Raw genomic sequence first — 19,719 nt, forward strand, 5'->3', positions numbered from 1 at the left:
TGAACGCTTAGCGATAAATCCCGACGGACGGCGCATCGCCGACATAGCCAAAACCGCGGTACATCCCCTCGCTGTTGAACGGCAGCGCGATATTGCCGTGGCGATCGACGGCGATCATGCCGCCGCTGCCGCCCAGCGCCGGCAGCTTCTCCATCACCACCCGATCGCTGGCCTCTTGCAGGCTGAGGCCGCCGTATTCGATCAGGGCAGAGACGTCATAGGCCGCCACGCCGCGCATGAAGATTTCGCCGGTGCCGGTGCTGGAGACCGCCACCGTGGCGTTATTGGCATAGCAACCGGCGCCGATGATCGGCGTGTCGCCTACCCGCCCGGCCTGCTTGTTGGTCATGCCACCGGTGGAAGTGGCGGCGGCGAGGTTGCCCAGCGCATCCAGTGCCACCGCGCCGACGGTGCCGAATTTGCGATCGGGATCGAGCGGATCGCCGGCCTGCGCCGCGCCGTCGTGATCAAGCAAGACCCGCCCCTGCTCCGCCTGGGCGCGGTGCAACTGATCAAAGCGTTCCTGGGTAAAGAAGAAGTCGGGAGTAACCATTTCCAGGCCGTGGGCGGCGGCAAACTTCTCGGCGCCTTCGGCGGCAAACAGCACGTGCTCACTGTTTTCCAGCACCGCGCGCGCCGCCAGCACCGGGTTGCGGATATGGCTGACGCCGGCGACAGCGCCGGCGTCGCAGGTGCGGCCGTCCATCACGCAGGCGTCCAGTTCGTGGGTGCCCTGATGGGTAAACACCGAGCCTTTGCCGGCGTTGAACAGCGGGCATTCCTCCAGCAGCCGCACCGCTTCGGTCACCGCGTCCAGCGCGCTGCCGCCCTGCGCCAGTACCGCCTGCACGGCGGCCACGATCTCGGACAGCGCCTGGATATACTGCCGTTCTTTTTCCGCACTCAACGCCGCCCGGGTAATTGCGCCCGCGCCGCCATGAATGGCAATCACTGGTTTGCTCATTTGCCTGACACCCTGTGTTAATCCCGCCGTTGCGCAGCGAATAAGCTGAGCGCGGTATCATTATTATTCAGTCTTTTTCGACTCTATTTAGTCCTACAGTGGAAGTACAGCATAACGTCCACGTCCCGCTTTTAGCGTAGCGCGCTTAGACCATTTCGCACCTTGAAATAGCTTATTGGAATAAAAACAGCAGGTTATAAAAAGCGGCAAACCGCTGACAGTGCGGCTGGGATTATTGGTAATTTCGCGAGAGGAAATAGCGGCATGGCGTAATGAAATAAACGTTCGCGCTGAGTCACGCTTATTGTGGCGCCCGGCCTGCTGTTTTTTCCCCGGCCGGGCGCAGATGATCCGACGATTAAAAACCCGAGCCGGGCTGCCGTAAAAAGGCCTCTTCTTCCGGCGTGCTGATGCGCCCCAATATTGCGTTGCGATGCGGGTAGCGGCCGAAACGATCGATGATCGCCTTATGCCGTAGCTCGAACTCCAGCTGGTCGCCGTTATTAAGCTCGGTATATAACACCAGCGCCTGCTGGTGGATCAGCGGCGATTCCGAATGCATGAACGGCAGATAAAGGAAGCCGCGCTGCTCACGGCTCAGCCGTTCGCACTCGCCGCTGCGGATCGCCTCCTGCGCCAGGACCAGCGCCATGCCGTCGCAGGCGAACGACTGCGGCGTGCCGCGAAACAGGTTGCGGCTGAACTGATCGAGCACGATCACCTCCGCCAGGCGCCCTTCGATGGTGTCGCGCCAGTGCGCCAGTTCCCCCGCCGCCGCCGCCCGCCAGATTTCGCCGAAGCGGCTGTGCAGCAGACGATCGAAATCATCGTCCTTTTTGAACCACATCACCGGTTCGATCTCGTCGAACCAGAACTCGATAACCTGTTTATGCATCATGATCCTCCTGTGTTTTAGGCAGTTTATACCCGTTCGCGCTTCCGGCGCAGTGCGAAAGATGGCGGGCATAACCCGTTCTCCCCCCCGGCGTTCTCTGCCATAATAGCCGCACTTTGTCGCTATCATTGCGCACCCTGATTACGGAGTTCCCCTTATGGATCATTGCCATACTTCCGATCTCATCTCCCTGGAGCAAGCGCTGGAAAAAATGCTCGGGCAGATCGCACCGCTGCAGCAAACCGAATCCGTCGCGCTGACCGCCGCCGCCGGCCGCATCACCGCCGCGCCGGTGGTCTCACCGCTCGACGTGCCGCCATTCGCCAACTCGGCGATGGACGGTTATGCGGTACGCCTCGCCGATCTGGCGGCCAATGCGCCATTGCCGATCGCCGGGAAAGCCTTCGCCGGCGCGCCGTTCGACGGCCAATGGCCGGCCAACAGCTGCGTGCGCATCATGACTGGCGCGCCGATCCCGGCCGAGGCGGAAGCGGTTGTCATGCAAGAGCAGGCCGAAGTGAGCGACCAGGGCGTGCGTTTTACCGCCCCGGTAGAAGCCGGCCAGAATATCCGTCTGGCGGGTGAAGACATTCGCCAAGGCGCCAGCGTGTTGCCGGCCGGCGTGAGGCTGGGCGCCGCGCAGCTGCCGCTGCTGGCTTCGCTCGGCGTCGCCGAAGTGCAGGTGATGCGTAAGCTGAAGGTCGCGGTGTTCTCCACCGGCGACGAACTGCAGCCGGTCGGCCAGCCGCTGCAGGCAGGCCAGATCTACGACACCAACCGCTTCGCGGTGCGCCTGATGCTGGAGCAGATGGGCTGTGACGTGCTCGATCTCGGCATTATCCGCGACGATCGCGACGCGCTGCGCGCCGCCTTTACACAGGCGGACAGCCAGGCTGACGTGGTGATCAGCAGCGGCGGCGTCTCGGTCGGCGAAGCCGACTACACCAAACAGATGCTCGACGAACTGGGCCAGGTCAGCTTCTGGAAGCTGGCGATCAAACCCGGCAAACCGTTCGCCTTCGGCAAACTGGGCCACGCCTGGTTCTGCGGCCTGCCGGGCAACCCGGTTTCCGCCGCCCTGACCTTCTACCAGCTGGTGCAACCGCTGCTGGCGAAGCTGGCCGGCCACAGCGACTGGCGCCTGCCGCCGCGCCTGCGCGCGCGGGCGCTGACGCCGCTGAAGAAATCGCCGGGCCGCCTCGATTTTCAGCGCGGCGTGTTCAGCAGCAACGCCGCGGGCGAACTGGAGGTCAGCACCACCGGCCACCAGGGCTCGCACGTCTTCAGCTCCTACAGCCAGGGCAACTGTTTCATCGTGCTGGAGCGCGAACGCGGTTCGGTGGCGGCGGGTGAAACGGTGGAGATCGAGCCGTTCAACGCCCTGCTGAGGAGCTGAACATGTTGCCGGAATTGACCGACGCCGAAGCGCTGCGCTACAACCGCCAGATCGTGCTGCGCGGCTTTGACTTCGACGGCCAGGAGAAGCTGAAGGCCGCCCGCGTGCTGATCGCCGGGCTGGGCGGGCTGGGCTGCGCCGCCGCGCCTTATCTGGCGGCGGCCGGCGTCGGCCATCTGGTGCTGGTGGATTTCGACACCGTCTCGCTCTCCAATCTGCAGCGCCAAATCCTGCACCGCGACGATCGCATCGGCCAGAGCAAAGTCAGCTCCGCCAGGCAGGAACTGAGCGCCATCAATCCACATATCCGCATCGATGCCATCGACGGCCGTCTGGAAGATGACGCGGTCGCGGCAGAGATCGCCGCCTGCGATCTGGTGCTGGACTGCACCGACAACGTGGCGGCGCGCGACGCGCTGAACCACCTGTGCCACGCACAGCGCAAACCGCTGGTTTCCGGCGCGGCGATCCGTATGGAAGGCCAGCTCAGCGTGTTCACCTATCAGCCGGGCGAGCCCTGCTACCGCTGCCTGAGCCGGCTGTTCGGCGACAGCGCCCTCACCTGCGTCGAAGCGGGCGTGATGGCGCCGCTGGTCGGCACTATCGGCACCCTGCAGGCGATGGAAGCCATCAAGCTGTTGGCCGACTATGGTCAACCGCTGCGCGGCAAACTGTTGATGTTCGATGCGATGAGCATGCAGTTCCGCGAGATAAAGCTGCCGAAGGATCCGCACTGCGAGGTGTGCGGCGGGGAATGACGGATAAAAAAAGGGCGGGATAATTCCCGCCCTGATGCGTTGCCGCGAGGCTTACACGATGCCCTGGCTGCGCAGATAGTCTTCGTAGTTGCCGGTAAAGTCGATCACCTTGTTCGGGGTGATTTCCAGAATGCGCGTCGCCAGCGAGCTGACGAACTCACGGTCGTGGGAGACGAAGATCAGCGTGCCTTCGTACATCTCCAGCGCCATGTTCAGCGATTCGATGGATTCCATATCCAGGTGGTTGGTCGGTTCGTCCATCACCAGAATATTCGGGCGCTGCATCATCAGCTTGCCGAACAGCATGCGGCCCTTCTCGCCACCGGACAGCACCTTCACTTTCTTCTTGATGTCGTCCTGGCTGAACAGCAGACGGCCCAGCACGCTGCGCACCGCCTGCTCGTCGTCTTTTTCCTGCTTCCACTGGCTCATCCAGTCGAACACGCTCAGGGTGTCGTCGAACTCGTATTCGTGATCCTGCGCGTAGTAACCGATACGGGCGTTTTCCGACCACTTCACGGTACCGCTGTCCGGCTGCGCGTCGCCCACCAGCGTTTTCAGCAGGGTGGTTTTACCGATACCGTTGGCGCCCAGCACCGCGACCTTCTCGCCCACTTCCACCATCAGGTTCAGCTTGCTGAACAACGGGCCTTCGTCGAAGCCCTTGGTGAGCGCTTCCACTTCCAGCGCGTTACGGAACAGCTTCTTGTCCTGTTCGAAACGGATGAACGGGTTCTGGCGGCTGGAGGCTTTCACCTCTTCCAGCTGGATCTTGTCGATCTGGCGGGCGCGCGAGGTGGCCTGCTTGGATTTGGAGGCGTTGGCGCTGAAGCGGCTGACGAACGATTGCAGCTCATTGATCTGCGCCTTCTTCTTGGCGTTGTCCGCCAGCAGACGCTCGCGCGCCTGGGTGGCGGCGGTCATGTATTCGTCGTAGTTGCCCGGATAAACGCGCAGTTCGCCGTAGTCCAGATCCGCCATGTGGGTGCAGACCATGTTCAGGAAGTGACGGTCGTGCGAGATGATGATCATGGTGCTGTTGCGCTCGTTGAGCACGTTTTCCAGCCAGCGGATGGTGTCGATGTCCAGGTTGTTGGTCGGTTCGTCGAGCAGCAGGATTTCCGGATCGGAGAACAGCGCCTGCGCCAGCAGCACGCGCAGCTTCCAGCCCGGCGCGATTTCGCTCATCGGACCGTAGTGTTGTTCCACCGGGATGCCAACGCCGAGCAGCAGTTCGCCGGCACGCGCTTCGGCGCTGTAGCCGTCCATTTCGCCGTAGGCCACTTCCAGATCGGCCACTTTATAGCCGTCTTCTTCGCTCATCTCCGCCAAGGCGTAGATGCGGTCGCGCTCTTCCTTCACCGCCCACAGTTCGGTGTGGCCCATGATCACGGTATCCAGCACGCTGTACTGCTCGAAGGCGAACTGATCCTGACGCAGTTTACCCAGGCGCTCGTTCGGATCGAGGAACACGTTGCCGCCGCTCGGCGCCAGATCGCCGCCGAGGATTTTCATAAAGGTGGACTTGCCGCAGCCGTTGGCGCCGATCAGGCCGTAACGGTTGCCGCCGCCGAATTTGACAGAGATGTTTTCAAACAACGGCTTACTGCCGAACTGCATGGTGATGTTGTTAGTGCTTAACACAGCGCTCGCTCTTTATACATAGGGAATGTGATTTGGCGCGCATTATGCCACAACGGGGTACAGAGATCGCGGGAAGTTTCGGTGACATTTTGAGCGCCTGCGGCATCCTATCCTTTTCGCAGGCGGCATAGTTGAATTAACGCGGCGGGAACTTCGCGGCAATCATCGCCGCCGTCGGCTGCACACCGCCCAGGCTCCATTGTTCGGGCGCATGTTCATCGATTCTGACCCAAACCGACTGCCTGAACGCCGGATCGCCTCGCCCTTCTATCTCCACCAACAGATCGGTAATGCGGGACAGCAATTCGCTTTTTTGCCGTTCATCCAGCATGCCTTTCACCGTTTGCACATTAACAAATGGCATTATACTCTCCTTGAATATAGATAAGTCTAAAAACAAGACTTAGACTAGCGAAGGAAAATGCCCATGTCAAAATCTCCCGATCTCCCTACCGTTTCTCTTGCCCTGTGCGGGCTGGCGCAGGCCGCGGACCTGCTTGGCGATCGCTGGACGTTGCTGATCCTGCGCGAATCATTCTACGGCGTTCGCCGTTTTGAAGAGCTGCGCGAGAATATCGGCGCTTCGCGCCAGGCGTTGAGCAACCGTCTGAATGCCATGGTAGAACAAGAACTGTTGGCCAAACGCGCTTACCGGGAGCCGGGCGAGCGTGAGCGACATGAATATGTCTTGACGGACAAGGGACGCAGCCTGGGGCCCATCCTGGTTGCGCTGATGGCATGGGGCCACCGGCATATTCTGCATGACACCCCCCACGTTCAACTGGTGGATAAACACAGCGGGCTGCCGGTGCAGCTGGCATTTATCGATGCGCAGGCCCGCGTGGTGCCTGAAGACGCGCTGCAAATGTCGGCCGTTGAGCTCCCCCCGGCCTGACTTACCCATTCTGGTCTACGCTTGATGCCAGACATGTTGATGACAAGGATGCTGAACCATGCCACACCTCTATAACACCGCGCTGCTGATCGGCGCTGCGCTGAGCGCCATCGCCGCCCTGCTGCATATTTGGGTGATCACCGCCGGGCCGCGCGGCTATCGGCTGTGCGGCGCCGGCGATCGCTTCATTAAGGCGGCGGAAGCGGGTAAAAAGTTCCCGGCCGTCGTCACCGCCGGTATCGCGCTGGTGCTGTTTATTTGGGCGCTGTATGCGCTGTCCGGCGCGGGCCTGATCGCGCCGCTGCCGCTGCTGCGGCCCGCGCTGTTTATCATCACCTTTATCTACCTGCTGCGCGGCGTCGCCGGCCCTTTCGCCCTGCGCGACACCGGCCGCAGCCAACGCTTTATCATCGTCAGCTCGCTGATTTGCCTCGGCTTCGGGCTGGTGCATCTGCTGGGGATGACGCAGCGCTGGGGGGCGTTGGCGTAACGCCCTGTTGCTGCAAAACGGCGATAAATGCCTGTGCGGCGGCGCTGCGGTAAGCGCCTTGGCGCTGCAGCAACACCGCCTGCCGAGCCGGCATGGCGTTGTCCAGCGCCACTTTTTTCAACTGCCGGTTCTCGCGTGCAATGGCGGCCGGCAACAGCGTGGCGAGCTGCCCGCGCCGCACGATCTCGACGATAGCGCCCAACGCATTGGCCTCCACCGCCACCAGCGGCCGGAAACCGAGCTGCGTGCAGTAGCGATCGATAAACTGGCGCGTGGCGAAGTCGCCGCTCAGCAAGGCCAGCGGCAGATGCCGCCATTCCGCCAGCGTCAGCGGCCGGCGCCGCGCCGCCAGGGGATGTTCGGCGCCGACCATCAGCTCCAGCGTCTCACTGAACAACGGCGTCGCTTCCACCTCCACCGACTGCGCCATCTCAAAGGCGATGCCCAGATCCAGCCGATCCTGCGCCAGCAGCGCCTCAATCCGCTCTTGCGCCATCTCCTCAATGCTCAGCGTAATCCCCGGGTAGCGGCGGTAGAACGCATCGATCGTCGGCCCCACCAGATAGGCGGTGAAGGTTGGCGTCATCGCCAGCCGCAGATGGCCGCGCGCCAGCGTCGCCACGTCATGGATCGCCCGCGCGCCGGCGTCCAGATCCTGCAGCGCCAGGCGCGCATAGCGCATCCAGGCCTCACCGGCGTCGGTCAGCTGCACCCTTCTGCCGCTGCGATCGAACAGCGGCGCTCCCAGCGCATCCTCCAGCTGTTTGATCTGCTGCGACAAGGTCGGTTGCGAGACGTGCAGCGCTTCGGCGGCACGAGTGAAATTGCCCTGTTCGGCCACGGCCAGAAAATAACGGATATGTCGCAGCAGCATAGCGCCCCAACTATTAGTAATACCTATAGCCATCATTATAAATGGGTCTTAGACCCTATAGCCAGAAGCGTTCATCATGCCGTCATCGCTTACCCCCCAGGGAGAAAAACAATGAAAGAGGTGATTGAGGGCTTCCTGAAGTTCCAGCGCGAAGCCTTTGTTGAACGCACGGCGCTGTTTCAGCGGCTGGCGACCCGCCAAAATCCGCGTACGCTGTTTATCTCGTGTTCCGACAGCCGCCTGGTGCCCGAGCTGGTCACCCAGCGTGAGCCGGGCGATCTGTTCGTTATCCGCAATGCCGGTAACATCGTGCCTTCTTTCGGCCCCGAACCCGGCGGGGTGACCGCCTCGGTCGAGTACGCGGTCGCCGCGCTGGGCGTGGAAGATATCGTGATCTGCGGCCATTCCGACTGCGGCGCAATGACCGCCATCGCCACCTGTCAGTGTCTGGATCACCTGCCGACGGTCGCCGGCTGGCTGCGTTACGCCGATTCCGCCAAGGCGGTCAATCAGGCTTATCCGCATGTCTCCGACGAGGCCCGGGTCGCGTCGATGGTGCGCGAGAACGTCATCGCCCAACTCAACAACATCAAAACGCACCCTTCCGTCGCCCTGGCGCTGGATCAGGGCCGCCTGACGCTGCACGGCTGGGTCTATGACATCGCCAGCGGCGCTATCGAGGCGCTGGACGGCGAAACCCGCCGCTTCGTATCGCTCGCCACCCATCCCGAGGTGACCGCCACGCCGGCGATCGCCCGTTTTTAAGCCAACAAAAGGAGCCAACATGACACACTCTCTGCATAACGCCGCCCCGCGCGAAGCGCTCACCGACACCATCATGGCCGCCAAGATCCGCCATAACCTGACGTTCGAAGCGCTGGCCGAGGGCACCGGCCTCAGCCTGGCGTTTGTCACCGCCGCCCTGCTGGGGCAGCATGCGCTGCCGGAACCGGCAGCGCGCACCGTGGCGGCCAAGCTGGGGCTGGATGAAGAAGCGGTGCAGCTGCTGCAAACCATCCCGCTGCGCGGCAGCATTCCCGGCGGCGTGCCGACCGACCCGACCATTTATCGTTTCTATGAAATGCTGCAGGTCTACGGCTCCACGCTGAAAGCGCTGGTGCACGAGCAGTTTGGCGACGGCATCATCAGCGCCATCAACTTCAAGCTGGATATCAAGAAGGTCGCCGATCCGGACGGCGGCGAACGCGCGGTGATCACCCTGGACGGCAAATACCTGCCGACCAAACCTTTCTGATTGGCCTTGCGCCGGCGGCCCGCGTCGCCGGCAAATTGACAGCCAACCGGCCATTGGCTACATTAACTGCGCTTAAACGCCGTCCTGGCGTTTTTCACTGCCCGAGGCCTGTATGTTGGAGATTGTAACCACCCGATAGTCGCTTCCTTGCCGCATGGCGAGGGACTCTGACGTATCCGACGCGCGTTTGCGCGGGGATGCGCGTATCTGGGGTTATTACAGGATCTCCCAACATGAACATTTCCAAAGCGGAACAACGCGTGCTGCACGTGTTGGCCAAAGGTGGCTATATCGCCTTCACCCGCAACGACGCCGGTCGCGTCACCCACGTCGAATGCTACACCCGCGAAGGGCTCGGCCTGGCCGACTGCTCGCTGGCCGTTTTCACCAAGCTCAAAACCAAACGCCTGATCCTCTCTCGCCAGGGGCGCCCTTATCGCGTCACCTTCGCCGGGCTCAAGGCCGTGCGGGCGCAGCTGGATAACCGTTAATCATCGATACCGGCCGGGCAGGCAGCCCGGTCGGCACAGCGTTATTGAATCAGGACACAACCATGAACATCACGTTACGCCACGAAACGCCGGCCGACGTCGGCGCCATCGCCACCCTGACCGCCGCCGCATTCCTGCACGCCGAACACAGCAGCCACACCGAGCAGTTTATCGTCAATGCGCTGCGCGCGGCGGGAGCCCTCACCCTGTCGCTGGTCGCCGAGCACAATGGCACACCGCTCGGGCACGCGTCCGTCTCACCGGTCGCACTCAGCAACGGCGCCGTCGGTTGGTTCGGGCTGGCGCCGGTATCGGTGCTGCCGGCCTGTCAGAACCAGGGGATCGGCAGCCGGCTTATTCGCCGGCTGCTGGCCGAGCTGCAGGAGCGTGGCGCCGCAGGCTGCGTGGTGCTGGGCGATCCGAGCTATTACGGCCGTTTCGGCTTCCAGGCGCAGAGCGCGCTGACCCTGCCGGGCGTGCCGCAAGACTACTTCCGCGCCGTCGCCTTCCAGGGCGCGCTGCCGTGCGCGGAGGTCACCTTCCACAACGCGTTTAACGCCGAAGCCTAACCCTGTTGCCGGCGCCGTCATGGCGCCGGTTTTCAGTCCCGCTCGCCATAACGCAAGATAGTCATCCCTTCCTCTTCCGCCGGGGGAACAAAATACTGCGCCAGGTGCTCAAACTCCGCCTCGCTCAGTGCAAACGGGTTGCAGGATGGGTTTGCATAACGTTCTCCGGTCGTTGCCGGAAGGGGATAAAAAAACCCGCCTGCCGGCGGGTTTTTATTGGCGACACACGCGCTACCCCACCCTCTGGAGAAGGGTGATAATAATTTGCGCGAATGGGCGGTAGGATTTTTTCATAGCTAATGAATATGACAACCGTACGCCGTTGTCAATTCGCCGTCATCAATCCATGCTCTCGCACAAACTCGGTGAATAAACTCACTTTCTGCTGCACATGCCGGCGCGTCGGGTAAACCGCGAAGACCTGATGCACTTCGGCAATCTGTTCAGGGAACAGCCGCACCAGCCTGCCGGCGGCGATCTCGGGATCCGCCACGAACGACGGCAGCGAACCGATGCCCAATCCCGCCACCAACATATCCCGCAGCATCAGGCTGTTGTTGGCGATCAACCGGGGCGTGAACGCCACGCTCAGGCTCTCCTCGCCGGCGGTGAACTGCCACTGCCCCGGCCTTTCCGCCAGGGAATAGGCCAGACAGCTGTGTCGCTGTAATTCATTCGGCGTTTGCGGCATGCCGTGCTGCGCCAAATAGCCGGGCGCGGCGCAAATTCGCTGGTGCACTTCACCCAGCGCCCGGGCGCTGAGGGAAGAGTCCGGCAGCCGTCGGCGAATGCGCAAGGAAATATCGAAACCAGCCGCCACTACGTCCAATACCCTGTCGTCCAGCGTCAGTTCCACCTGCAACTGCGGGTAACGTTGCATAAACAGCGGCAACAGCGGCGACAGCACCGTCAGGCCGAATGAGAGCGGCGCATTGACCCGCAGCGTGCCGGAGACCTGCTGCGCGCTGGCGGCAACCGTCTGTTCCAGCGCGTCGAACTCGCCGAGCAACCGACAGGCTTCCTGGTAATAGATCTGCCCGGCTTCGGTCAGGCTCATGCTGCGGGTGGTGCGCACGAGCAACAGCGTCCCCAACCGGCTTTCCAACTGCTTAATCTGCTTGCTCAACGCCGCCGGCGTGATCGCCAGATCCTCCGCCGCCTTATAGAAACTGTTGCGCTCAACCACGCGGCGAAAGGCGCGCATCGTCAGTAGCACGTCCATATTATGTCCTGATAGTTAATTATAAATTCAATAAAACACAGATTATTAACCCCAACAACCTAAGTAGACTTTATCCAACCGCTTCCCTGAGTGGTAAGTGAATTTAATCTACTGATAATAATGGAGTTAATAATGAAAAAGACCCTGTTCGCCCTGATGCTCGGCCTGAGCGCCGCCACCGCCCCCGTCGCCGCGCTGGCGCAATCCCCCGCCGCCAATAGCCGCCAGGCGGGTTATGTGCAGCCGCTGACCGCCGACAACAGCCTGTTGCTGTTGGTCGATCTGCAGGACATGTTCGGCATGACCATTTCCTCTATCGATCAAACCAATCTGGTGAATAACGCCGCCGGCATCGCCAAGGCCGCCAAAGTGTTCAACGTGCCGACCATTCTGGCCTCGGCCAACGCCAAAAGCTTCGCCGGGCCGGTATTCCAGCAGGTGACGCAGGCGCGCCCGGACCTGCAGGTGTACGACCGCACCGCCATCAACGTCTGGCAGGATCGGCGCGTGGTGGATCTGATCAAACAATCCGGCCGCAAGAAAATCATCATCGGCGGGCTGTGGACCGCCAGCTGCGTGATGCTGCCGGCGCTGTCCGCCCTGGGCGAGGGTTATGAGGTTTATATCCTGTCGGACGTCACCGGCGACATTACGCCAGACAGCCAAAACAACGCCATGCAGCGTCTGGTTCAGGCGGGCGCCACGCCCATCAACTGGGTAGCGTTGATGCTGGAATGGCAGCAGGACTGGAGCCGTAAAGCCACGGCGGGGGGCGTATTGCAGATCGCTCGCGACCACGGCGCCGCCTGGGGGATGGGCGCCAGCTACGCCGGGGCGATGAAGGTGGGCAGCGAGGCGAAATAGCGGGTGAAAGCCCGCCGGCGGCGGGCTTTTTCTCAGGTACGGTGATAACAACGGCTATCCTGCGGCACCTGGTCGCGACTTTCCAGCCCGTAGTCCCGCACCACCTCCGCCACCCGCAGCCGATACTGCGCCAGCACTTCGCCACGGCCGCGCGCCTGCGCCGCCCGGTGCTGCTCGAGATTGCGCCACTGCTGCACCGCCGCCTCGTCGCGCCAGAAGGAGAGCGACAGCAGGCGCGCAGGATCGGCCAGGCTTTGAAACCGCTCGATGGAAATGAATCCATCGATCTGCGCCAGCAGCGGCTTCAGCTCCGCCGCCAACGTCAGGTAGGTATCGCGCAGCCCGTCGGCGGCCTGCAGTTCAAAAATCACGGCAATCATCCTCGTCTCCTCTCAACGGTAAAATTCCGGCACGCGCGCATTCAGTGAACGGCGCCACTGCACCGATTTCAACGCCCGCTCATCAATATCCAGCGGACACGGACGCACAGCACCAGACTGCGATAGCTACAGGCTAGCGATGGACGCGCCGTCATACTTCGTCTAACCTCGAAGTATGCATAACATCGAGATAGAAGATCGTTTAGCGGCGCTGAGCGCCGCCATCGCCGACCGCACCCGGGCGCGCATGCTGTGCCTGTTGATGGATGGGCGCGCCTACACCGCCACCGAGCTCAGCGCGGCGGTCGAGGTCGCCCCGTCTACCGCCAGCGCACATCTGGCGAAGCTGCTGGAGCAGCGGCTGATTGCCTGCGTCAAACAGGGGCGCTATCGCTATTTTCGGCTGGCCGGGCAACCGGTGGCCGCAGCGCTGGAGGGTCTGATGGCGCTGGCGGGCGTGCCGCGCCCGTCGGTGAAAAGCAGCACGCCCACCTCGCTGCAATATGCTCGCACCTGTTACGACCATATGGCGGGCGAGGTGGCGGTGAAGCTGCACGATCGGCTGCATGCGCTGAACTGGCTGACCGGCGAGGAAGACTACCGGTTAAGCGACATCGGTCAGGCCGCGCTGGCGCGGCTGGGCGTCGATTGCTCCCCCGCTCCCACCCGCCGCCGCTTCGCCTGCGGCTGCCTGGACTGGAGCGAACGCCGCTCTCACCTCGGTGGCGCGCTGGGCGCCGCGCTGTTAGCCGCCTTTATCCAACGCGGCTGGATCGTCCGCCGGCTCGACAGCCGCGAACTGCAGCTGCCCCCCGCCGGTAAAAAAGCGCTGGCCGCACATTTTGACCTCACGGTGTAACCCGGCGGCGGGGTAGTTTTACTGCAATACTCAAGGGGTACGCTTAAGCAACCCCGCCAACCCGAGGAGTTTCCATGCTCGATTCCACCCAATTCCCGATCGTCAAACGCTGGCCGGCTCAGCACCCGGAACGGCTGCAGCTCTACTCTCTGCCGACGCCGAACGGCGTCAAAGTGTCCATCATGCTGGAAGAGATCGGCCTGCCTTATGAAGCGCACCTGATCGACATCGGCAACAACGAGACCTGGACGCCGGAATTCCTGGCGCTGAACCCGAACGGCAAGATCCCGGCGATCATCGATCCCGACGGCCCCGGCGGCCGGCCGCTGCCGCTGTTCGAATCCGGCGCCATTCTGCTCTACCTGGCGGAAAAGAGCGGCCGTTTCCTGCCGCAGGATCCGGCGCAGCGTTACGAAACCATTCAGTGGGTGTTCTTCCAGATGGCCGCCGTCGGCCCAATGTTCGGCCAGCTCGGTTTCTTCCACAAGTTTGCCGGGCGCGAATATGAAGACAAGCGGCCGCTGGAGCGTTACAAAAACGAATCGAAACGCCTGCTCGGCGTATTGGAAACGCGCCTTGAAGGCCGCGACTGGATCATGGGTGCGGACTACACCATCGCCGATATTTCGCTGCTGGGCTGGGTGCGTAACCTGATCGGCTTCTATGAGGCGCGCGAACTGGTGGCGTTCGACAGTTTCCCGTGCGTCGCGCAGTGGCTGGAGCGCGGTCTGGCGCGGCCGGCGGTGCAGCGCGGGCTGGCTATTCCGGCGCGCGCGGCCTGATTGTCAAACGGGGTGGCCGCCGGGCCATCCCGTCTTTCATTGTCATAAAATTGTCATCCCTCTGCTCTACTCTCCTTTCGTAACAATTTGATGTTATTTACATTGTTGTATTACGACAAGGAGCTTACCCCATGCAACCTGCTGTATCCCTGATCGCCGGCGCCGTGCTGTCCGCCCTGCTCTGTTCCTCCGCCATCGCGGCGGAAACCTCGGCCAATGCCGATGGCCTGACCGAACGCGCCGCGCGCGGCAACCTCGCCGAACCGGGCGGCGCCCGTCGTCTGGCCGGCGATCAGACCGCCGCGCTGAAGGCGTCGCTGTCGGACAAAACGGCGAAAAACGTGATTCTGCTGATCGGCGACGGCATGGGGGATTCCGAGATCACCGCCGCGCGCAACTACGCTGAAGGCGCAGGCGGTTACTTCAAGGGCATCGACGCCCTGCCGCTGACCGGGCAATACACCCACTACTCGCTGGACAAGAAAACCCACAAGCCGGATTACGTGACCGATTCCGCCGCCTCCGCCACCGCCTGGACCACCGGGGTGAAAACCTATAACGGCGCGCTCGGCGTGGACGTGAACGGCAAAGATCAGCCGACGCTGCTGGAGATCGCCAAGGCGGCCGGCAAGGCCACCGGCAACGTCTCCACCGCCGAGTTGCAAGACGCTACGCCGGCGGCGCTGGTGTCGCACGTCACCTCGCGCAAATGCTACGGCCCGGAGGAAACCAGCGAGAAATGCGCCGCTAACGCGCTGGAAAACGGCGGCCGCGGCTCCATCACCGAGCAGTTGCTGAAAACCCGCGCCGACGTCACGCTGGGCGGCGGCGCGAAGTCCTTCAACCAGCTGGCGAAAAGCGGCGAATGGCGAGGAAAATCGCTGAAAGATCAGGCGGCGGCGCAAGGTTACCAGTGGGTGAGCAACGCGGATGAGCTGCAGGCCGTTACGCTGGCCAACCAGCAAAAACCGCTGCTGGGTCTGTTCGCCGACGGCAACATGCCGGTGCGCTGGCTGGGGCCGAAAGCCAGCTATCACGGCAACCTCGACAAGCCGGCGGTAACCTGCGAAAACAACCCGGCGCGCACCGCGGCCACGCCAACGCTGGCGGCGATGACCGAAAAAGCGATCGCACTGTTGAAAGATAACCCGAACGGCTTCTTCCTGCAGGTAGAGGGCGCGTCGATCGATAAGCAGGATCACGCCGCTAACCCGTGCGGGCAGATTGGTGAAACCGTCGATCTGGACGAAGCGGTGCAAAAAGCGCTGGCCTTCGCCCGCGCCGACGGCAACACGCTGGTGATCGTCACCGCCGACCATGCACACTCCAGCCAGATCGTCGCCGCCGACGCCAAAGCGCCGGGCCTGACCCAGATGCTGACCACCAAAGACGGCGCGCCGATGACCCTCAGCTACGGCAACTCGGAAGAAGAGTCGCAGGGGCACACCGGCACCCAATTGCGCGTCGCGGCCTACGGCCCGCACGCCGCCAACGTGGTGGGATTGACCGATCAGACCGATCTGTTCTTCACCATGCGCGATGCGATGGGCATCAAGTAACCGCCTTCTGCACGATGGCCGCCCGCAACGGCGGCCATTTATTATTGGTTACCGATAGGTATTTGCAATTTAACCGCAATTATTGTGTGATAACGAAATAACGTTTAATTGCGCGACAATTAACCCCCGAAAATAACGCGGTTATACGACCTTTCTTCCCTCTTTGTTTATTACTACGACAGCAACCGGCCTATTTTTGCTTATATTCATTTTTTTTAGTTACAAAAGTAGTTTTTAACATTCTCGCAAACAATAATACCCCGCCAGTAACGTGAACCGATCAATTTGCACCCGGACGGCCTGCAATAGTTCACTTTTCGTTAAAAACCCTATTAACAAAAAGGCATTATTGCTGCCTATCGGCTCACGCCGGGCGGTCGGCTTCATTATTTCCAGGGTAACTCCCGCTAAATTCTTTCACCTGCAATGAGTAGAATTTACACACAAGAGATTTAATTCAATGAGAAAATTACTCGTCCTGATTTTCAGTCTCAGCCTGTTTGGCGTTACGCAACAGGCGGCGGCTGAAGAGAAGAATAAAACCGTCGACGTGGTGTTGATCGGCGGCGGCATCATGAGCGCCACCTTGGGTACCTATCTGCATGAGCTGGAGCCGACCTGGACCATCGACATGTACGAGCGCATGAACGGCGTGGCGGAAGAGAGCTCCAACGGCTGGAACAACGCCGGTACCGGCCACTCCGCCTTCAGCGAAATGAACTACACGCCGGAAAAAGCCGATGGCACCATCGACATCAGCAAGGCGGTGAAGGTCAACGAGTCTTTCGAAATCTCCCGTCAGTTCTGGTCTTATCAGGTGAAAAACAATGTCCTGAAAGATCCGAAATCCTTCATTAACAGCGTGCCGCACATGAGCTTCGTGTGGGGCGACGACAACGTCAACTTCCTGCGTAAACGCTACGCGGCGCTGCAGCACAGCACCCTGTTCCGCGGCATGGAATACTCCGAAGACCCTGCGCAAATCAAACAGTGGGCGCCACTGGTGATGAACGGCCGCGATCCGGCGCAGAAAATCGCCGCGACCCGCATGCCGCTGGGCACCGACGTTAACTTCGGCGTGATCACCCACCAGCTGGTTGACGCACTGAGCGCCAGCGACAAGTTCAAGCTGAACCTGAGCCACGAAGTGCGCGACATCAAGCGCAACGCCGACCAGACCTGGAGCGTAACCGTTGCCGATCTGAACCGCGACGGTAAAGAAACCACCGTTAACGCCAAGTTCGTGTTCATCGGCGCAGGCGGCGCGTCCCTGACCCTGCTGCAGAAATCCGGCATCCCTGAGGCCGACGGTTACGGCGGCTTCCCGGTCGGCGGCCAGTTCTTGGTCACGACCAACCCGGAGATCGCCAACCAGCACCTGGCCAAAGTGTATGGCCTGGCCAGCGTAGGTTCGCCGCCGATGTCCGTGCCTCACCTGGATACCCGCATGCTGGACGGCAAGCGCGTGCTGCTGTTCGGGCCGTTCGCCACCTTCTCCAGCAAGTTCCTGAAGAACGGTTCGCTGTTTGATCTGCTGCACTCGCTGAGCACCTCGAACCTGATGCCGATGACCCACGTCGGTCTGGATAACTTCGATCTGGTGAAATACCTGGTCGGCCAGCTGATGATGAACGACGACGATCGCTTCGCCGCATTGAAAGAGTACTTCCCGGACGCCAAGCAGGAAGACTGGAAGCTGTGGACCGCAGGCCAGCGCGTACAGATCATCAAGAAAGACGCGGATAAAGGCGGCGTGCTGCAGTTCGGCACCGAAGTCGTCAGCTCTGAAGACGGCAGCATCGCCGCTCTGCTGGGCGCTTCGCCGGGCGCTTCCACCGCTGCGCCAATCATGCTGCACCTGATGGAAACCGTGTTCAAAGACAAAGTGGCGACGCCGGAATGGCAGAGCAAGCTGAAAGAGATCATCCCGTCCTACGGCCACAAGCTGAACGGCGATATCGAGATGACCAACAAGATCCGCGGTTACACCAGCAGCGTGCTGGGTCTGAACTACATTGAAGTGAAACCAGAAACTAACTGATTTTCCGTCACTTCCTACTGAAAAGGCCGCTTTATGCGGCCTTTCTTTTATTCCCCTGCCGTTCAAAGAGCATTTTTGGCCACCTTTTTATCCCCGGCTTACCCTTGCGTAACGGCGTAGTCACGCCTATTATCAAAGCATATTCTTGGATAATTAAGCTAAGTCACTGTGACCTGAATGTCGTTTTTGCGGGAGAACTAAAACCATGGATCGCGTCAATATCATTCACGATTTACTAGACTGGATTGAAACTCATCTGGATCAGCCGCTGCTGCTGGACAACGTCGCCGCCAAGTCGGGCTACTCCAAATGGCACCTGCAGCGCATGTTCCGCAGCACCACCGGCCACGCGCTCGGCAGCTATATCCGCGAGCGGCGTCTTTCGCAGGCGGCGCAGGCGCTGCGCTCCACTCCACGACCGATCCTGGATATCGCCCTGCAATACCATTTCGACTCTCAGCCTTCGTTCTCGCGTGCCTTCAAGAAACAGTTCGGCAAAACCCCGGCGGTCTATCGCCGCACCACCCGCTGGGACGTCGCAGAATGGCCGGCGCAGCCGATAGAAATGCAGGCCGAACCGCGCCACGATGCCCCCACGCTGCCCCGCTGGTACGCCGGCAAGCCGCCGGAAGGCGTTTGCACCAGCTGGATGGGGCTGCGTTAATCAGCGCGGTATAAGGCACAAAAAAGGGTTCAGTTCGCGAGAACTGAACCCTTTCTCTATTGACGAGACACCGAATTATTTGAAGGTGACGTCAATATTCGCCGATGCGCTGAACGGCCCTACCTTCGGGTTGGTGCTCAACCATTTCAGGCTGGCCATAAAGTTCTTTTCAACGATGGTGCCGTTGACCAGGCCCAGATCGACCGGGCTGTTCATCATGATCGGCGTATTTGGCGTCGCCGCCTGCGAGATCAAAATACCGAAGCCGCTGTCGCTGGTCGGCAGGATCACGCTGTTATCCTGCAATGGGTAGGTGGTGCTGAAGCTGGCCTGCAGCGTTTCCCCTTTGCAGTCTTGACCGGTCGTTGGATCGGACATATTGGCGGCGACCGAGAACGGCACCTGCTTCTCGATTTTACCCACCACCGCATTCTGACGCGGAATGGTGCCAAAGTTCACCGTCGAACCGTTGTTGGCCACCACGGTGATTTTCGGGTTGCAGGAGATAAACTGAATATTGCCCAGCCCGGAGATGTAGGCGTTAAAGTTGCTGTTCGGACGGCTGTTCAAGCCGCCGACGCCATCAACCTGAAACACCGAATAGGCATTATTGTCTGTGATTTTTCCGCCCGCCGGCGGTGCCTTGCCGGTCGCTTTAATGTAGATAGAGTATGTTACGGTGACGCTTTGGCTCGTCGCCGGCCTGCTACAACGTGGCGGGTTGCTACATACTGTACCCGGACCAACATTCTCACGCTGATTCTTTACCGGCTTGACGTCAATCCCTTTAAATGTCACACCCACTTCGATTGAATTGTGGATGTTTTGCATTTTATTCTGCGGATCCCAATACAAAAATGCGTCTTCGCCTTTCGGCATATTGTCTGTATCAGAGCACTGGAACGTAGAGGTAAAGGGCTGCGAACGCCACAGCAATGCCCCCGGAGCAGTATTAGCCGTCGACACCTTGATGGCCTTATCCAGCACGATATCCTGGCGAATGCTGCCGTTCTGCTTACACGACAACGCATAGCTGCTCTGCGAAAACCCGCCCAGCGTGACCAGCAGCCCAGCCGCCAATCCGAGATTCTTATGCTTTAACAAAGAAGACATATCC

At 61.0% G+C, this 19,719-nt stretch carries 22 protein-coding genes; 14 read left to right on the forward strand and 8 right to left on the reverse strand.

Annotated features, from left to right (window positions below; translation table 11 throughout):
• Window positions 1–7: 7 nt before the first annotated feature.
• Both ACMGF9_RS16010 and ACMGF9_RS16015 read right to left on the reverse strand, forming a co-directional pair.
• Window positions 8–964, reverse strand: coding sequence for an isoaspartyl peptidase/L-asparaginase family protein (locus ACMGF9_RS16010; RefSeq protein WP_414160316.1), 957 nt, complete (start codon window positions 962–964; stop codon window positions 8–10).
• 358 nt (window positions 965–1,322) lie between these two features.
• Window positions 1,323–1,859 (reverse strand): DUF924 family protein, encoded by a 537-nt coding sequence (locus ACMGF9_RS16015; protein ID WP_004938999.1) that lies wholly within the window; start codon window positions 1,857–1,859, stop codon window positions 1,323–1,325.
• A 157-nt stretch (window positions 1,860–2,016) separates the two neighbouring features.
• Here ACMGF9_RS16015 and moeA point away from each other — a divergent pair, with 157 nt between their 5' ends.
• On the forward strand, window positions 2,017–3,255 hold the full coding sequence (gene moeA, locus ACMGF9_RS16020) for a molybdopterin molybdotransferase MoeA (RefSeq protein ID WP_414160317.1): 1,239 nt from the start codon (window positions 2,017–2,019) through the stop codon (window positions 3,253–3,255).
• A 2-nt stretch (window positions 3,256–3,257) separates the two neighbouring features.
• On the forward strand, window positions 3,258–4,013 hold the full coding sequence (moeB, locus tag ACMGF9_RS16025) for a molybdopterin-synthase adenylyltransferase MoeB (RefSeq protein WP_414160318.1): 756 nt from the start codon (window positions 3,258–3,260) through the stop codon (window positions 4,011–4,013).
• A gap of 51 nt (window positions 4,014–4,064) precedes the next feature.
• Here moeB and ACMGF9_RS16030 read toward each other — a convergent pair whose 3' ends face one another.
• Both ACMGF9_RS16030 and ACMGF9_RS16035 read right to left on the reverse strand, forming a co-directional pair.
• The gene (locus ACMGF9_RS16030) at window positions 4,065–5,657 is read right to left on the reverse strand and encodes an ABC-F family ATPase (RefSeq protein ID WP_004939011.1); all 1,593 of its coding nucleotides are present in this window, start codon (window positions 5,655–5,657) and stop codon (window positions 4,065–4,067) included.
• Window positions 5,658–5,793: 136 nt separating this feature from the next.
• A complete protein-coding gene (locus tag ACMGF9_RS16035) occupies window positions 5,794–6,021 on the reverse strand; it encodes a tautomerase family protein (RefSeq protein ID WP_004939015.1) in 228 nt (75 codons plus the stop codon).
• Between the two features lie 63 nt (window positions 6,022–6,084).
• On the opposite strand from ACMGF9_RS16035, the gene ACMGF9_RS16040 reads away from it, so the two are divergent.
• Window positions 6,085–6,552 carry a winged helix-turn-helix transcriptional regulator gene (locus ACMGF9_RS16040; RefSeq protein ID WP_021504286.1) on the forward strand — a complete coding sequence of 156 codons (468 nt, stop codon included), beginning with the start codon at window positions 6,085–6,087 and terminating at the stop codon, window positions 6,550–6,552.
• 58 nt (window positions 6,553–6,610) lie between these two features.
• Window positions 6,611–7,042, forward strand: coding sequence for a hypothetical protein (locus tag ACMGF9_RS16045; protein WP_015377196.1), 432 nt, complete (start codon window positions 6,611–6,613; stop codon window positions 7,040–7,042).
• Here ACMGF9_RS16045 and cynR read toward each other — a convergent pair.
• A complete protein-coding gene (gene cynR / locus ACMGF9_RS16050) occupies window positions 6,966–7,916 on the reverse strand; it encodes a transcriptional regulator CynR (RefSeq protein WP_015377195.1) in 951 nt (316 codons plus the stop codon). The two genes, ACMGF9_RS16045 and cynR, sit on opposite strands and share 77 nt — an antisense overlap.
• A 111-nt stretch (window positions 7,917–8,027) precedes the next feature.
• Here cynR and ACMGF9_RS16055 point away from each other — a divergent pair, with 111 nt between their 5' ends.
• The 4 genes from ACMGF9_RS16055 to ACMGF9_RS16070 all read left to right on the forward strand — a co-directional run bounded on the left by ACMGF9_RS16055 (window position 8,028) and on the right by ACMGF9_RS16070 (window position 10,231).
• Complete coding sequence (locus ACMGF9_RS16055) at window positions 8,028–8,681, forward strand: carbonic anhydrase (RefSeq protein WP_049187339.1); 654 nt, start codon at window positions 8,028–8,030, stop codon at window positions 8,679–8,681.
• A gap of 19 nt (window positions 8,682–8,700) precedes the next feature.
• The gene (gene cynS / locus ACMGF9_RS16060; protein ID WP_004939029.1) at window positions 8,701–9,171 is read left to right on the forward strand and encodes a cyanase; all 471 of its coding nucleotides are present in this window, start codon (window positions 8,701–8,703) and stop codon (window positions 9,169–9,171) included.
• A 233-nt stretch (window positions 9,172–9,404) separates the two neighbouring features.
• Window positions 9,405–9,662, forward strand: coding sequence for a YjhX family toxin (locus ACMGF9_RS16065; RefSeq protein WP_004939031.1), 258 nt, complete (start codon window positions 9,405–9,407; stop codon window positions 9,660–9,662).
• A 62-nt stretch (window positions 9,663–9,724) separates the two neighbouring features.
• Window positions 9,725–10,231: a GNAT family N-acetyltransferase gene (locus ACMGF9_RS16070; protein WP_414160320.1), complete on the forward strand. Its 507-nt coding sequence runs from the start codon at window positions 9,725–9,727 to the stop codon at window positions 10,229–10,231.
• 325 nt (window positions 10,232–10,556) lie between these two features.
• Here ACMGF9_RS16070 and ACMGF9_RS16075 read toward each other — a convergent pair whose 3' ends face one another.
• Window positions 10,557–11,453, reverse strand: coding sequence for a LysR family transcriptional regulator (locus ACMGF9_RS16075; RefSeq protein WP_075685593.1), 897 nt, complete (start codon window positions 11,451–11,453; stop codon window positions 10,557–10,559).
• Window positions 11,454–11,585: 132 nt separating this feature from the next.
• Here ACMGF9_RS16075 and ACMGF9_RS16080 point away from each other — a divergent pair, with 132 nt between their 5' ends.
• Window positions 11,586–12,317, forward strand: coding sequence for an isochorismatase family protein (locus ACMGF9_RS16080; protein WP_414160321.1), 732 nt, complete (start codon window positions 11,586–11,588; stop codon window positions 12,315–12,317).
• A 32-nt stretch (window positions 12,318–12,349) separates the two neighbouring features.
• On the opposite strand, the gene ACMGF9_RS16085 is transcribed toward ACMGF9_RS16080, so the two are convergent.
• A complete protein-coding gene (locus ACMGF9_RS16085; RefSeq protein ID WP_015377189.1) occupies window positions 12,350–12,697 on the reverse strand; it encodes an antibiotic biosynthesis monooxygenase family protein in 348 nt (115 codons plus the stop codon).
• A gap of 175 nt (window positions 12,698–12,872) precedes the next feature.
• On the opposite strand from ACMGF9_RS16085, the gene ACMGF9_RS16090 reads away from it, so the two are divergent.
• The 5 genes from ACMGF9_RS16090 (at window position 12,873) to ACMGF9_RS16110 (ending at window position 18,602) form a co-directional block, all read left to right on the forward strand.
• A complete protein-coding gene (locus ACMGF9_RS16090) occupies window positions 12,873–13,556 on the forward strand; it encodes an ArsR/SmtB family transcription factor (RefSeq protein WP_015377188.1) in 684 nt (227 codons plus the stop codon).
• A 74-nt stretch (window positions 13,557–13,630) separates the two neighbouring features.
• Complete coding sequence (locus ACMGF9_RS16095; RefSeq protein ID WP_414160322.1) at window positions 13,631–14,338, forward strand: glutathione S-transferase N-terminal domain-containing protein; 708 nt, start codon at window positions 13,631–13,633, stop codon at window positions 14,336–14,338.
• Between the two features lie 131 nt (window positions 14,339–14,469).
• Window positions 14,470–15,897: an alkaline phosphatase gene (phoA, locus tag ACMGF9_RS16100; protein WP_160125259.1), complete on the forward strand. Its 1,428-nt coding sequence runs from the start codon at window positions 14,470–14,472 to the stop codon at window positions 15,895–15,897.
• A gap of 460 nt (window positions 15,898–16,357) precedes the next feature.
• Window positions 16,358–17,938, forward strand: coding sequence for a malate:quinone oxidoreductase (locus tag ACMGF9_RS16105; protein ID WP_015377186.1), 1,581 nt, complete (start codon window positions 16,358–16,360; stop codon window positions 17,936–17,938).
• A 205-nt stretch (window positions 17,939–18,143) separates the two neighbouring features.
• The gene (locus tag ACMGF9_RS16110; RefSeq protein ID WP_004939075.1) at window positions 18,144–18,602 is read left to right on the forward strand and encodes a helix-turn-helix domain-containing protein; all 459 of its coding nucleotides are present in this window, start codon (window positions 18,144–18,146) and stop codon (window positions 18,600–18,602) included.
• Window positions 18,603–18,677: 75 nt separating this feature from the next.
• On the opposite strand, the gene ACMGF9_RS16115 is transcribed toward ACMGF9_RS16110, so the two are convergent.
• Complete coding sequence (locus ACMGF9_RS16115) at window positions 18,678–19,715, reverse strand: fimbrial protein (protein ID WP_015377185.1); 1,038 nt, start codon at window positions 19,713–19,715, stop codon at window positions 18,678–18,680.
• Window positions 19,716–19,719 lie beyond the last annotated feature (4 nt).

The sequence above is a fragment of the Serratia sp. BNK-23 genome, from assembly GCF_047456145.1.
GTDB classification, from domain to species: Bacteria; Pseudomonadota; Gammaproteobacteria; order Enterobacterales; family Enterobacteriaceae; genus Serratia; species Serratia nematodiphila.